This window comes from Paenochrobactrum gallinarii, assembly GCF_014205685.1.
Taxonomy (GTDB): domain Bacteria; phylum Pseudomonadota; class Alphaproteobacteria; order Rhizobiales; family Rhizobiaceae; genus Paenochrobactrum; species Paenochrobactrum gallinarii.
In genome coordinates this window covers 20,732-35,305 of sequence record NZ_JACIIU010000014.1, presented here as the reverse complement: position 1 = coordinate 35,305, position 14,574 = coordinate 20,732, and the positions used below count along the sequence as shown (strand labels likewise).

Sequence of the window (14,574 nt, the reverse complement as noted above, 5' to 3'; positions counted from 1 at the left end):
GAAATTTCTTTATTCCCTAGCACTGGAATTGATTTCATAATTGTGAAATGCTGTGTGGGTGCTTTTATCATTCGGGATAAATAACGAATGACAAGCCTGAATGTGTTTGAACGATTGACGGAGCCAGAAAATGAACACCAAAATGTCAGCATCAGTGACCAAAGCGGCTTCGGAAAATAAAACTGCGGTTGAGAAAAAAGAACCATCACGCCGCTCCCGTGTCAGCGGGATTGACCGCGTGTTGCAGGTGCTGGATTTTCTCTATGAACATGGCAGCCCAAGCGGTGCTTATATGATTGCCAAAGCCATTGGTGCGCCTTTGTCCACGGTTTACGTCATTGTTGATGACATGGTGGAAAAAAAGCTGTTGTCGCGCAATAGCGAGGGGCTTTTGTGGCTGGGCGACAGGCTTTATCATTATGGTCTGGCTTATGCGCGCTCGCTCGACTTTTTGAGTGTTGCAACCAGTGAAATGCACGACCTTTGCCGTGATATCGGCGAAACCATTCAGCTTTGCGGGCTGGACGGCGATCATATGCAGGTGTTGGCTATGGCCGACGGGCCGGGTCATTTTCAGGTGACGTCGCGGGTGGGAACCCGTGTTCCGCTTAACTGGACAGCATCGGGGCGTTTGCTTGTCGGTCATATGAGCGACAATGAGCGCTTGGAAATTTTCAAGCGTTGCGCGTCCCCGTCGCCAACCGGCAGAGCTGATACGGATCCAAAAATTTTGTCCGAGGGAGCGGTGCGTGCTTTCAGCCAGCGTTTGTCGGTGCAGGCGGGTGAATCCGATTATGCCGTTGCCTGTATTGCAGCCCCTGTTTGCGATGAGCAAGGGGCTTGCGTTGCCACGATTTCGATCGTTCTGCCCGAGCAAAAGCTGATGGATAATACCGAGCTTTATACCGGCAGCGTCCAGCGCTCGGCTGAAAAGATTGAAACGGTGATGGGCTGGCGTAAGCATTAATCGTTCAGCCTCTTAATCGTGCAGTGCCACAATGGCTTCGATCTCGACGGTAATATTACCGGGAAGCGAGCCGAAGCCAACGGCAGAACGTGCATGTTGGCCATTATCGCCAAACACATCAATGAAAAGATCGGAGCAGCCGTTGATAACGCGCGGATGATCTTCAAAATGCGGCTCGGCATTGACCATACCGAAAAGCTTTACCACGCGCTTGATGCGGTTGAGGTCGCCCAGCGCTTGATGCATCACAGCAAGCAAATTGATGCCGGTGAGACGGGCATGATTGTAAGCCGCGTCCACATCCTGATCGATGCCGACTTTGCCGGTATGGAGTCGGCCATCTGCCTCGCGCGGACCCTGACCGGAAAGATAAAGAATATTGCCTTCCAGCACATGGGTGACAAAATTGGCAATGGGTGGCGGTGCATCCGGCAATTTAATGCCCAATGCTGCGAGCCGGTCATAAGGGCTGGCTGCATTATTGTTACCGATTGGCTTTACTGGGTTTGACACATCAGCCCCTGAATATTTGTGAAGTAAGTTGTCACTTGTCTTCATTGTAAATTGTTGTTTTTAAAGGTGCGGCTGCGGACAACCGCACCTTATGCAAAATTTTTAACGGTAGCTGAAGCCGTGGCTGTGATCGACGCATTCGACTATGTCCGGCTGATAGCGGCCTGCCTCAAAAATGTCGGTGCCAAGCACGGTCATGCGTGGTTCGAACAGTTTGGTAAGCGCTGCGCGCGCACCAAGGGAATCCACTACTTGCAGATCAGAGTCATTGAGATCAAAAATTGTAAACTCACTGCGCGCGCCTGCTTCGAGCAAATTATCCATTGATAAACGGATAACTTCGGCAGGGGCATGGGTGACCGCTTCCACGACCTTATCAAATGGCATGCCGACGCTTAACAGCTTCGACATAGTGGTGCTTAAATCCCAAACCGATTGATTGATGCTGCGTAAATGAACGTCAGTGGAAATGGAAAACGGCAACAGACCGCGTTCAATCGCCACTTCCGCTACGCGGAAAGAGAAGGATGCGCCGCCATGGCCGATATCAAGACGGATGCCTTCACCGGCGCAGCGCTCTGCCAGTTCAAACAGGTCTTCATCTTCAATGATGGAACTGCCGACCTTACCATTAAAGCAATGGGTGATGATGTCACCAGGGCCTAAAATTTCCAACACTTCGTCATAAAGTGCGGGTGGCTCACCCACATGCACCATCATCGGAATTTTAAGAATTTTGGCAATTTTTTTGCCCAGTTTTACCGGTGTAACACCCCATGAACCGGTGATGACATGGCTGGCGCGTACTTTAAGCCCGACAATATGGTCGCGGTTTTCATGGTAGCAGGCAACAATACGGTCAATGTCGACCGAGCGGATGTCGCTTAATTCACTGACACGATTGCAAGCCACAAGGCCAATCGAACCCAAGTTCAAAAATGCTTTAATGCGCTCGCGCGATTGGTCGATGATATATTCGCGGAAGCCATGGAAATTGGCTTCACCGGCAGAGCCGGCATCCACAATAGTGGTGACACCACGCTGCACGCCGCACAGGTTAGGACGCACGGAAATATCGGTGCCGCCATGCCAGACATGCGCATGCAGATCGCCCCAGCCCGGTGAAATAAACGAGCCATTGCCCTCGATGATGTTGGTAATGCCGGCGCGAGGCAGATCTTTGCCCACTTTGGCAAGCTTACCGTCTTCGTCGATCAGAATGTCAATTGCGCCTTGATGGGAATGCTGGCCGAAAGCCACCGGTTTAACATTGGTGATAAGCAAAGCGCCGTTTTTTTGAGTTTGCGCGCACATGTGATTACAGGTCCTTTTTAAGGCGGGGGTCAAGAAGGTCGCGGAAGCCGTCGCCAACCATTTGGAGCGAAAGCACAGACAAGATAATGGCGATGCCGGGGAAAAGGGTCATCCAGTCGGCTTGGCCGACATATTGGCGGCCGGATGAAATCATCGTACCCCATGTCGGAATTTCAGGGCTGACACCAAGACCGAGGAACGAAAGCCCAGCTTCGGCCAGCATGGCACTGGCAAACAGAAATGTACCTTGCACTAAAATTGGCGATAAAAGATTGCGCAAAACATGGCGTATCATGATGTTGCGGGTGGAAACACCCATGGAAACAGCCGCTTCCACATAAGGAAGTTCGCGGATCACCAAGGTGGAGGCGCGCACAACACGCGCTAAACGCGGCGCATAAACAATTGAAAGCGCTACAATAACCGTTGCCAGTGAAGGCCCGAGTGCTGCCACCAGAGCAATAGCCAGCAAAATATCGGGGAAAGCCATCATCGCATCAATGAGACGGGCAATCGGGGCATCGAGCTTCGGGAAAAAGCCTGCAAGCAGCCCCATCGTGACACCAATCAGCGATGATAAAATGACGACAGCAAACCCCACCAAGAGTGACAGGCGACCGGCATAAATAGTGCGCGAAAATACATCGCGGCCAAATTCATCTGTGCCGAACCAAAACAGTTCTGACGGTGGTTTGAGGCGGTTTACAATGGATAATTTGTAAGGATTATAAGGCGAAACCCAAGGCGCCAGCAGTGCCAGCAAGGTGAAAATCACCAAAATAAACAAGCCGAATGCAACGGTTTTGCGTTTTAACAACCGCTTGATGAATTGCATGCTTTCGCTTGGGGTTTTGGCTGAAGATGTGATTGAATGTGTCATCAGTAGCGCACCCTTGGATCGACCAGCAGATAAAGCATATCAATGGCAAAATTAATCAGGACATAAAGAGCGGCAATCACCAGTAACGCGCCTTGAATGACCGGATAATCACGGCGTAAAACCGCAGACACGACCAGATTGCCGATGCCGGGCAGGCTGAACACGGTTTCGGTGACAACAGCGCCGGAAATGAGCACCGCAACCGTGAGGCCAATAACTGTGAGAATAGGGATCAGCGCATTTTTAAGTGCATGTTTCAGGATGACTTTACGCTCGATCAACCCTTTGGCGCGTGCCGTGCGCACATAATCATCACCTAAAACATCAAGCATCGAAGCGCGGGTAAAGCGTAAGATGAGAGCGGATGAAACAAGCCCCAGCGCGAAAGCCGGCAGGCTTAGATGCCACATTCTGTCGGTAAAGCTTGCATCTGGCCCGCCATAACCGGAAACCGGAAAGAAGCCATAGCGCACAGCAAAGGCTTGCATCAAAATCAGTCCAAGCCAGAAACTTGGAATACTTGCGGCAAACATTGCCAGCGTTGTTGCTGCCTGATCAATGAAAGAACCGCGTCTGTAAGCTGCATAAATGCCGATCGGCAAAGCAATGACACAAGCGATAATGATGGAAAATAAAGTCAGGAAAAATGTCGGTTCGGCACGTTCACTCAATGCGCTCAATACAGGCTGGTTGAGAAAAATTGATTGACCGAGATCACCGCGCATTAATTGCCCGACATAATAGATATATTGCATGACAAGCGGTTGATCTAACCCCAATTGCGCCCGCAAATCAGTTATATCTGCCTGGGTCGCTTCAGGGCCGAGCATAACGGCTGCCGGATCACCGGGCGTGACGCGCACAATGACAAAAACAATCGTGACGACGAGAAACATCACAATAATCATGCCGATGAAACGCTGGATAATATATCGTATCATGTTGGCCTTGCTTACAATGTGACAGGCACTTTCATGCGGGCGAACACTCCGCAATCAATCAAAAACTCTGTCAGAGATGAAGTGCAGAAGACACAGAATAAACGGTTTTATCCTGTGTCTCTTTATTGAATGCGACCGCTAAAAAAGTGCGGGCACAGGCTTCAGCCATTATTTTTTAAGCGAGACGTTCCAGAAATATGGCCATGGAGCAGGCTCAACACCTTCGAGCTTCTGCGATTTCGCGGCCACTGCGTTAAAGTCGCCGATTTTAATAAACGGCACTTCATCCATCACGACTTTTTGCACATCAGCCCAGAGTTTGATGCGTTTTTCCGGATCAGATTCGGTGTTGAACGCATTGACCACTTCACCACGTGCCGGTGTGTCCCAATTGCCTGGAGCGCTGGTTGACATCATGCCGATAAGCGATGGCTCCGGCAAGAACGGGCTATGGGTGATGTAAATATCCCATAAGCTTGGATCACCACGACGCTGAGTAAGTGTCGCCCAGTCCACCACTTGCAGGTCAACTTTAAAGCCAGCGGCTTTCAAATATTCTGCGGCCACCTGAGCCATTTTATAATGGAACTCATATTGGCGGCTGGTGAGGATGCGCACCGGATCGCTATTATAATTGGCGGCTTTCATCAGCTCTCCGGCTTTCTCAGGGTTGGCCACATTATAATGACCTTCAACACCTGCATCGGTCGCCCATGCAAAACTATCCGGATAGAGCGAGCCGTTCAGCGCGTAAAACTCTTTCGAGCCAAAGGCTGCGGCCATCATATCTTCTTGGCTGAGCGACTGCTGGATAGCTTGGCGCAGTTCCTTGGATTTGGTCATGCCATGGCCGGAATTGAGCACAAAAACCGGCCAGCCGAAAGGCTTCAACATCACTGGTTCGGAAGCCGTTGAAGTTTTCACACGCTCAAATGATTCAACCGGAATGGAATCGACATAATCATATTGACCGGAAATGGCGGCTTCGACACGAGTATTGGCATCAGGCACCGGCACAAAGCGGATTTCATCGACATATTGATGGCGTGCGCCGCCATAACCATCACTTTCACCGGCTGGTGAAGTGTAATCGGCGAAACGCTCCAACTGAATATATTGGTCGGCTTTACGCTCTTTCAGCTTGTAAGGCCCGGTGCCGATAATGTCGGTCATCGGCTCAGCCTGATGGTCAGCAGGCAAAATAATAGCGGCGGAATTGTTGAAGGCCAGCAATGAAACGAGCGGCGCATAAGGATCGCTCAGCGTGATCGTAACAGTCAGTGGGTCTGTCGGTTCAATGGACTTGATCATTGTGGCGGTTTGCTTGCCGCGGGATGCTACTTTTGTCCAGCGATCAAGCGAGGCCGCAACATCTTTGGATGTCATACCTGAGCCATTATGGAACTTGACGCCATCGCGTAATTTGATGGTGTAAACTTTACCGTCAGCGCTGATTTCCGGCAAAGCAGCCGCCAATAGCGGCGTGGTTTTCCATGATTTGTCAAAGGTATAAAGTGTTTCAAAAATATGCTGGCTGACAATGCCGACAAGATCAGCTGTTGAAACCATCGGATCAAGGGTTGGCGGCTCGCCAATGGTGGCAACATTAATAATGCCGCCCTTTTCCTGCGCGTAAGAATATGACAGATTTAATGTGGCGGCACCGATCAGGGCGGTTCCCACCATCAGTAATGTTTTGAAATTTCGCATGTTCCCCTCCACTTATTCCATTATTAAAGAATAATTATCTTTATAATGGAATAATACGATACGGAGAGAACTTGTCAAGCATGGTTGCATGGCAATTGATTATGATTTTGGTAGCTCTAAAAAGCGGGCAGGCGCAAAATGCTTTATTTGCTGGCATTTGCGATGCAAAATTTACCCAAAAATAAACCCTGCTCTTAGTGAATAAAAGCAGGGTTTTATTTGATTTGAAGTTTTATCCGTATTTTTAAACGGTGATCAAACGACCTTCCGAGAAAAACGCGTCCATCTGTTCAAGATAAGGCGCAATGTCGAACCCGTTTTTCTCCACCCATTCATCATTAAAATATGTGGAGCGGTAGCGATCGCCATGATCGCAAAGCAGGGTGACTACCGAGCCTTTTTCGCCCTTTTTGACCATTTCGGAAATGAGCAGCGCACAAGCCCAGATATTGGTGCCGGTTGAGCCGCCGCAAGCGCGGCCGATAATTTTGCTGATGGCACGTTGTGCGGCGAGACTTGCGGCATCCGGCACTGTTACCATACAATCAACCACATCGGGCACGAAAGATGGCTCGACACGCGGACGACCAATGCCTTCGATAATGGATGAGCAACGGTCGATTTCCATGATGGAACGATCTGTAAAATGCTGATGGAAAATCGATGCTTCAGGATCGGCCACGCACAGGCGTGTATCAAGCTGGCGGTAGCGGATATAGCGGCCCAATGTTGCTGACGTGCCACCGGTGCCGGCACCTGTTACAATCCAGCGCGGGTTTGGAAATTCTTCATGGCTCATCTGATTGAAGATGGATTCAGCAATATTATTATTACCGCGCCAATCGGTTGCCCGTTCCGCATAGGTGAACTGGTCGATGTAATAACCACCGGTTTCTTCCGCGACCTGACGTGCTGCGTCATAAACGGTTTTAGGGTCATCTACCAGATGCGGGCGACCACCGTAAAACTCGATTGCCGCGATTTTTTCCTTGGATGTGGTGCGAGGCATAACTGCCACAAAAGGCAGATTAATCATGCGTGCAAAATAGGCTTCCGACACAGCAGTGGAGCCGCTGGAGGCTTCAACAATTGTGGTTTGCGGGCCGATTTTGCCATTGCAAATGGCATAAAGGAACAGAGAACGCGCCAAACGGTGCTTGAGGCTGCCGGTCGGATGGCTGGATTCGTCTTTTAAATAGAGTGTAATGTCGTTGAACTTTGGCAGATCAATACGGATCAGATGCGTGTCGGCTGATCTGTTGAAATCTGCTTCAATTGTTGCGATTGCGCGGTTGCGCCACTCCATACTGCATGGTTGCGGGCGATTGCATTGAATAATCTGTCCCAATTCTTATTGCCTCTGTATATCCAAAATCAGGGTTACTTTATGTGAACTGACAGAGATATAATTCAATTTATATGTTTTTGTCAAAAATAATAAAATTTAGGGTAAATTTTTATAATTTACCCCATTAAGTTAGAAATCTGTATTCGAACTATGGTGTAAAATTAGATTATCATTTCATATTGTTTAAGGTTGATAATACATGCTCTACATCAGCCATATTATTATAAACATGTAAGCCGAAACGTAGCTGGCCACGGCGCAACGTATGGGTGATGTTGGCATCAAGTAAGGTTTTGTGCATTTCGTTGATACGTGTATCGTGAGAGAAACCATGGCCGCCAGCATCAAGCTCACCGCAGGTGATGATATGGCTTTCTTCCAGCGTTTGTTGTGGCTTGGAGATGAGCAAACCATATTCGGCCAAACCTTCACGTAAAGCGCGCGCCAGATGTAGTACATGTGCTTCAATTGCTTGGGTGCCAATTGCATTGAGAAGGGAGAGCGAGGCATCAGCGGCATAAGAGGCTGCAAGATTATAGCTACCGACTTCAAAACGCTTGGCACTGGCATAAAGCTGATAGTGATGCTCGCCCATGGCTGAGGCAGCATCACTGCCAAGATCAACGCCGGTTCGTGAGAGATAGGCGGGGTTCAAGCGATCAAGCCAGTTTTCGTTGATATACATGAAGCCGGAACCGTAAAGACCAAGCAATCCTTTGCTGGTGGAGGTGGCAAAAGCATCTATCGGCTCCTGCGCTAAATCATGATGCAAAATACCGGCGGATTGCACACCGTCGATCAGCAGAAAAATATTTTTCTTTTGGCAATATTCGCCCAGCTTAGTGGTATCGGTGCGATAACCGGGGGCAAAGCTGACGGAAGCGACCGTTGCAAGGCGGGTACGGCTGTCCATCGCCGCAGTCATGGCATCTATATCAATGCGCCCATTAATGGCCGGTACAATGCGCACATCAATGTCACGTTCGCGCAAACGTAACCATGGGTAAATATTGTTTGGATGTTCGGCATCCGTGCAGATCACAATATTGTCGCCGGCCTTGAACGGAAATGCCCAGGCAATCGCATTTACGCCATCGGAAACATTGCGGGTGACGGCCACTTCGTCAGGTTTAACCGACATCATTTGTGCAAATTTTATTCGGCTGCTTTCGACAAAGTCTTCATGGTCAGTGCGGTTGGCACTGGCCATAGCGAGCTTGTCGAGAAAACTGTCGACGGCCTGACGCACCGGATCGGCCAAGATCATTTTGTCACAAATCGACATATAGGTCTGGCTGGTTAATGCTGGGAATAAAGCGCGGATTGCTTCAATTTTAGACACAGGCATTTTAGACACAGGCATGGGAACGCTCCTGAAGCGGTAATAATATATAAAAGCAGACAATCGGCTGGTGGCTATGGCCGGTTAAAATATTCCAGTGCCATGGCAACCATCTCAGCGTGATGGGTTAAATGATTGTTGCGGGTGATTGGAAAATAGGTGTCTGGCATGGCCGGATTGCTTTCCAGCACTTCACCATTGGGGCGGATCGTATTGCCGCAACTCCATGCAAAAGAAGCAATTTTCTGCCCCGTGCGTGGGAATGTCAGCACTTCTTCATGGGTCCAAGTTTTGGAAAAACCGCCAAGCGGCATGCCAATATGATGGCACATTTTATTGTCGCAGAGCTGCGCGGCCACCTGATCAATGTGAGAGCCTGCATAAGGCACAGTGAGCATCACAATTTTGCCGGTAAAATGTATAGGCGCTGGTGGTAAAATACCTGAGCCATTTTCCGGTTGGTGCGCGCATTTAAATGGAATGGCTCTAGTTTTTTCTTTGCCCGCTTTTAGGTCATCACGCACAGTGCCAAGCAACCAGTCACGCCGCCATCGCGTAGCATTGAGTTGTGCCTGATTGAGATTACCTTCTGCAATAGCCGCGTGATCTTCACCCAAAACTGTTGCAATCACACCTTCAATTGCATCAGAAAGGCGCAAATCACCCAAATTAATACGAATATGGTGTGCGGATAAATGCTGCAATAAATAGCCGCCAAAATCACCGCCACGCGAGCGTTTTGCATCATAAATAATATGGGCGCCTAGCAGATTATTTGTCTGTGCATAGGCCATCAATGCATCGACATCACTGGTCAGACTTTTGCCAAAACCATGCCATTGAATGATGATTGTGTCTTTGTCTGCACGGGTGTGAAGCGTAAAGGAAGGTGTGTCGAGTATCTGCTCAAAACCGCTGTAAGGGGAGGGCACATCTGCCCATTGCCAATGATCGGCTGGTTGATAATCAAGTTGAAGGCTCTGAACCGTGCCGTTCACGTCTTCAAATTCAAGCGCAAGTGTTGCTGGTTGCAGCCATTCAGGGATCAGTCCTGTGCGCCGGATGATCTCATTTGGCATATGATACCAGTAAAAATGCGGCGTTGAATAACAGAAATAAGGCTCTGTCAGCGCCACATGATCGGCAAAAGAACGACCATTGATTTTCAAGAGACGGGCACCGGCTTCTATATTTTGATTGCCTTCAAAATTAAGCGCATAGCCGCTTAAAAACACAAATGGCTGATCCGAAGAAAAATCGGTCTTTAACTCAACGCCAACACGCGGTGCCGGATCGGCACGTTTGTTTGCATGGTTGAAACGCATTCTTGCTTGCAATTCGGCAGGCAGCGGCAGGCCGCCTTCAACTGGTTCTAACGATAAATGGCGGTCATGGCGGGTATTGGACAATTTGGCCAAGGCATACCAAAGCTCAGCCGGTGTGGTTGCGTTGAGAAAATCATTGCGATAATGCGCCATATCGCGCGGCACATTAATATCAAACAGCTTGTTTTTAGCTGGCGAAATTGCCTGACGACGCAGGGTTGCCTCCACCAGATAATCATAAAGATCAGCGCGGTCTTTAATGGTGCCGATGAGATCTTCGGCATGGGTGTCGTTCCAACGGTTCATGGATATGGCCTCCATTTTCATGCCATCACCGGACAGGCAACCTGATGTTTTTCATCTCCCACAAGAGCCGGTACGACTTGCGCACAGGCAGGAACTGCATGGGTACAACGGGTGTTAAATGCACAACCTGACGGCAGATTAAGCGGTGAGGGAACTTCGCCTTCAACAGGTTCAAACTGCTGGTCGCGGCGATCAAGTGTCAGTACATTTTCAAGCAGAACCTGCGTGTAAGGATGCCGTGGATTGGCAAATATTTCTGAGGCATCCCCCTGTTCGACAACACGCCCGAGATACATCACGGCCAGATTATCGGCGATATGTTTCAAGACGCCTAAATCATGGCTGATGAAAACATATGTCAGATCAAGCCTGTCTTTCAGATCAAGAAACAGATTGATAATTTGTGCCTGAATGGAGACGTCAAGCGCGGCAATTGATTCATCACAGATGATCATATCCGGTTGCAGCGCAAGCGCGCGGGCAATGTTGATGCGTTGGCGCTGACCGCCGGAAAACTGGTGCGGATAGCGCGTCATGGCATCGGCATTCAGGCCTACAATTTCGAGCTGATTGACGATAAAGTCTTTCATTTCGCGTCTTTTTACCAAGCCATGCAAAAGCGGGCCTTCGCCGATCAGATCTTTGACCTGCATACGGGGATTAAGCGCTGCGCCTGAATCCTGAAAGATCATTTGCAATTTCAGATTGGCAGGTTTGTCGCCTCGCATCACCGGCTTGCCGTGATAGGCAATTTGCCCTTCTGTTGGTTTGATCAAACCCGCCATAATACGGCCAAGCGTACTTTTCCCGCAGCCGGATTCACCGGCAATGCCGAAAATTTCACCTTTTTTGACATTAAGATCAACGCCATTGATGGCGCGCACCACAGGGCGGGGGCCGCTTTTGCGCAGTTTCGCACCGATCTTGTCGATCCAGTCTTCTTTGCGGCCAAACTGATGACGCAGGGACTGAACTTCCAAAATGGTTTCGCCTTCAGGCGAGATATTGATAGCATTCATAATGCAGCTCCTGTTTCCACAGGGTGCCAGCAACGATAAAAGCGGTTTTCAGAAAGCTTGGTATCGGCGGGCGTTTCAAGACATGTGCTGTCGGCATATGCGCAGCGCGGGCGGAACGGACAGCCGCGTGGCAAGGACAGAAGAGAAGGGGCATTGCCCGGTATCTGGTAAAGGCGCTTATTGGCCAAAGTGCTGTTATGCCCGGGTATCGAGGCAATCAAACCCTTGGTGTAGGGATGCAGCGGGCGGTCAAGAATGGAGGCAACTGATCCATATTCGACGATTTTACCGGCATACATCACAGCCACATTTTGCGCGAGGGCAGCAACGATAGTCAGGTCATGGGTAATCCATATCCATGCTGTGCCAAATTCACGCGATAGCTTTTGCACTTCAAAAAGAATTTGCGCCTGCGTGGTGACGTCCAAAGCGGTGGTCGGTTCATCGGCGATGATGACGTCCGGCTCATTGATAAGTGCAATTGCGATGGCGATACGCTGACGCATACCACCGGAAAACTCGTGCGGATAAGCGCTCAGGCGGCGTTCGGCATCAGGAATACCGACACGCTGCATCACATTGATGGCACGTTCACGGGCTTCCTGTTTGCTGACTTTTTTATGCGCAAGATAGGTTTCGGTAAGCTGTGTTCCGATGCGTAAGCTTGGATTGAGCGACATCATCGGATCTTGCAAAATCATTGCCACGCGGTTGCCGCGTAAATCCCGCATCTGCCGTTCGGGCAGACTAACCAGATCAACGATTTTGTTGTCGCGGCCGCAAAATTTTATGTGCCCTTCAGTAATGCGCCCCGGTTTGTCGATGGCACGCATGATGGAGTAACCGGTGATGGATTTGCCAGAACCGGATTCACCCACCAAACCCATCACTTCGCCGCGTTTGAGCGAAAAGCTGATGCCATCGACAGCGCGCACAACACCGGCGCTGGTATCAAACTGGGTTTTAAGATTTTCAACCTGAAGCACAAATAGTGATGCAGCAGGGGATGCTGAAACTGCAGTCGTCATTTTTTAAGCCTCGGATTGAACATGTCGCGCAATTGATCGGCAATCAGGTTGATTGCAAAAACCGTAATGAGAAGCAGTACGCCGGGGAAAACACTGATCCAGTATTTACCACCCATCAGATAGCCAAAACCATTGGAAATCAGCAGGCCGAGTGAAGGTTGCGTAACTGGCATGCCAAGACCAAGGAAGGAAAGCGATGCTTCGATGGAGATGGCGGATGCAAGCTGCACTGAGGCAATAACCAGCAAGGGTGGCAGGCAATTGGGCAAAATATGACGCCAGAGAATACGAAAGGTTGGAATATGCGCAAGGCGTGCCGCCAGAACATATTCGCGATTGCGCTCTGATAATGCTGTGCCGCGCACATTGCGGGCAAAGTAAGCCCATTGCACGAGTGTGAGTGCGAGAATGGTTTTATCCAGACCACGACCAAACACAGCCAATAAGAGAAGTGCGATCAAAATGGTCGGAAAGCTCATCTGCACATCAACAATGCGCATGATAACTGCATCCACTTTTCCGCCCGTATAGGCGGAAATGAGCCCTAGCATCACGCCGATGACAAGTGCCATCGCGAGACTACTCCATGCGACCATGAAGCTGGAACGCAGGCCATAGAACATGGCGCTCAGCATATCGCGGCCGTTAGCGTCAGTGCCAAGCAGATAATATTGCCCCATACCGCCAACCGAGCCCGGCGGCAGTTCGGAATCCATAAAATCAACCTGCATCAGGTCATAAGGATTTTGTGGCGAGATGAGCGGGGCGAAAATGGCGATAAAGAGCAAAATAATGGTCACGCCCAAGCCGAGCAGCGCCGTATTACTGGTGCTGAATTCGCGGAAGAAATTATAAAAGCGTGTGGTTTTGCGCCATTGGTGAAAACGTGACAAAGCGGAACTCGTCATGATGCACGTCCTGTTCCCGCGCGCGGATCAAGCACGATATAAAGTATATCAACGATGAGATTGATGGTGACGAACATGAAGGTGAAAATCATCATATAAGCAATGACCACCGGACGATCGAGCATATTGATTGAGTCAATCAGCAGCTTGCCGATACCGGGCCAGGCAAAAACAGTTTCTGTAATAATGGCACCCGAAACGAGGCCGCCGATTTCAAGACCGATAATGGTGACAATCGGGATCATTACATTGCGCAAGGCATGAACAGTTACAACACGCCAGGGTGACAGGCCTTTGATACTGGCAAGTTTGACATAATCGAGCATCATCACTTCCTGCATACCGGCTCGCCCTAAGCGTAGCATCAGCGCAAGATTACCCGTTGCAAGCGTGACGGCTGGCAAAATGAGATGAGTGAGCCCGTTCCACGTTAGAAAACTCCAGGCGACCCCGTTGATCTCTATGGTCTGGCCGCGCCCGATGGCCGGAAAGACGGCCAATTGAACAGCAAAAACCAACAGCAGCATCAGGCCAAGCCAGAAATTTGGCAGGCTGAAACCGAAAATCGAGCTGATCGAGGCAAATTTGCTAAAGCGGCTATCTGGAAATGTGCCTGCAAGAATGCCAAGCGGCAGACCGATACCAACTGAAATAATGATTGAAATGAGTGCCATTTCAAGTGTTGCGGGCAGGCGTTGCAGCAACATGGTTGAAACCGGCAAAGCGGTGACAAAAGATATGCCGAAATCGCCGCTCAACAAACGACCCATATAACGCATATATTGAATGTAGAGTGGCTGATCCAGCCCAAGCCGCTCACTGATTTGCTGGATTTCCAGCGCCGTGGCGGATTCATCAGCCAGAACTTCCATCGGGTTACCGATCATATAAAGTCCGGCAAATGTTATGAAGCTCAAAGCCAGAAGCGTGATGAGCGACTGTACCAGTCGCCGCGCGATCATCTCGGCCATAT

13 protein-coding genes are annotated in these 14,574 nt (G+C 49.8%); 1 reads left to right on the top strand and 12 read right to left on the bottom strand.

The annotated features are described in order from the left end of the window. Positions 1-130: 130 nt before the first annotated feature. Entirely contained in the window at positions 131-967 is an 837-nt protein-coding gene (locus tag FHS77_RS12300) for an IclR family transcriptional regulator (RefSeq protein ID WP_374786263.1), read from the top strand. Between the two features lie 12 nt (positions 968-979). Here the strand turns inward: FHS77_RS12300 and FHS77_RS12295 are convergent, their stop codons facing one another. The 12 genes from FHS77_RS12295 to FHS77_RS12240 form a co-directional block, all read right to left on the bottom strand. After that, complete coding sequence (locus tag FHS77_RS12295) at positions 980-1,480, bottom strand: RidA family protein (RefSeq protein WP_343061014.1); 501 nt, start codon at positions 1,478-1,480, stop codon at positions 980-982. A 102-nt stretch (positions 1,481-1,582) separates the two neighbouring features. Beyond that, positions 1,583-2,794 carry an amidohydrolase/deacetylase family metallohydrolase gene (locus FHS77_RS12290; protein ID WP_184223795.1) on the bottom strand — a complete coding sequence of 404 codons (1,212 nt, stop codon included), beginning with the start codon at positions 2,792-2,794 and terminating at the stop codon, positions 1,583-1,585. Between the two features lie 4 nt (positions 2,795-2,798). Then, a complete protein-coding gene (locus tag FHS77_RS12285) occupies positions 2,799-3,674 on the bottom strand; it encodes an ABC transporter permease (protein ID WP_184223793.1) in 876 nt (291 codons plus the stop codon). Further along, on the bottom strand, positions 3,674-4,615 hold the full coding sequence (locus FHS77_RS12280; protein ID WP_184223791.1) for an ABC transporter permease: 942 nt from the start codon (positions 4,613-4,615) through the stop codon (positions 3,674-3,676). Before FHS77_RS12280 ends, FHS77_RS12285 begins: the two co-directional genes overlap by 1 nt. Positions 4,616-4,783: 168 nt before the next feature. After that, positions 4,784-6,301, bottom strand: a complete 1,518-nt coding sequence (locus FHS77_RS12275; RefSeq protein ID WP_374786265.1) for an ABC transporter substrate-binding protein — start codon at positions 6,299-6,301, stop codon at positions 4,784-4,786. 268 nt (positions 6,302-6,569) lie between these two features. Beyond that, positions 6,570-7,631, bottom strand: a complete 1,062-nt coding sequence (locus FHS77_RS12270) for a PLP-dependent cysteine synthase family protein (RefSeq protein WP_184223867.1) — start codon at positions 7,629-7,631, stop codon at positions 6,570-6,572. A gap of 211 nt (positions 7,632-7,842) precedes the next feature. Then, the gene (locus FHS77_RS12265) at positions 7,843-9,036 is read right to left on the bottom strand and encodes an aminotransferase class V-fold PLP-dependent enzyme (RefSeq protein WP_184223787.1); all 1,194 of its coding nucleotides are present in this window, start codon (positions 9,034-9,036) and stop codon (positions 7,843-7,845) included. A gap of 53 nt (positions 9,037-9,089) precedes the next feature. After that, on the bottom strand, positions 9,090-10,646 hold the full coding sequence (locus FHS77_RS12260; protein WP_184223785.1) for a hypothetical protein: 1,557 nt from the start codon (positions 10,644-10,646) through the stop codon (positions 9,090-9,092). A 17-nt stretch (positions 10,647-10,663) separates the two neighbouring features. Then, the gene (locus FHS77_RS12255; RefSeq protein WP_184223783.1) at positions 10,664-11,665 is read right to left on the bottom strand and encodes an ABC transporter ATP-binding protein; all 1,002 of its coding nucleotides are present in this window, start codon (positions 11,663-11,665) and stop codon (positions 10,664-10,666) included. Next, the gene (locus tag FHS77_RS12250) at positions 11,662-12,693 is read right to left on the bottom strand and encodes an ABC transporter ATP-binding protein (protein ID WP_184223780.1); all 1,032 of its coding nucleotides are present in this window, start codon (positions 12,691-12,693) and stop codon (positions 11,662-11,664) included. The genes FHS77_RS12255 and FHS77_RS12250 overlap by 4 nt, the downstream gene beginning before the upstream one ends. Beyond that, on the bottom strand, positions 12,690-13,601 hold the full coding sequence (locus tag FHS77_RS12245; protein ID WP_184223779.1) for an ABC transporter permease: 912 nt from the start codon (positions 13,599-13,601) through the stop codon (positions 12,690-12,692). Before FHS77_RS12245 ends, FHS77_RS12250 begins: the two co-directional genes overlap by 4 nt. Next, positions 13,598-14,572 carry an ABC transporter permease gene (locus tag FHS77_RS12240; RefSeq protein ID WP_184223777.1) on the bottom strand — a complete coding sequence of 325 codons (975 nt, stop codon included), beginning with the start codon at positions 14,570-14,572 and terminating at the stop codon, positions 13,598-13,600. Before FHS77_RS12240 ends, FHS77_RS12245 begins: the two co-directional genes overlap by 4 nt. Positions 14,573-14,574: the final 2 nt, after the last annotated feature.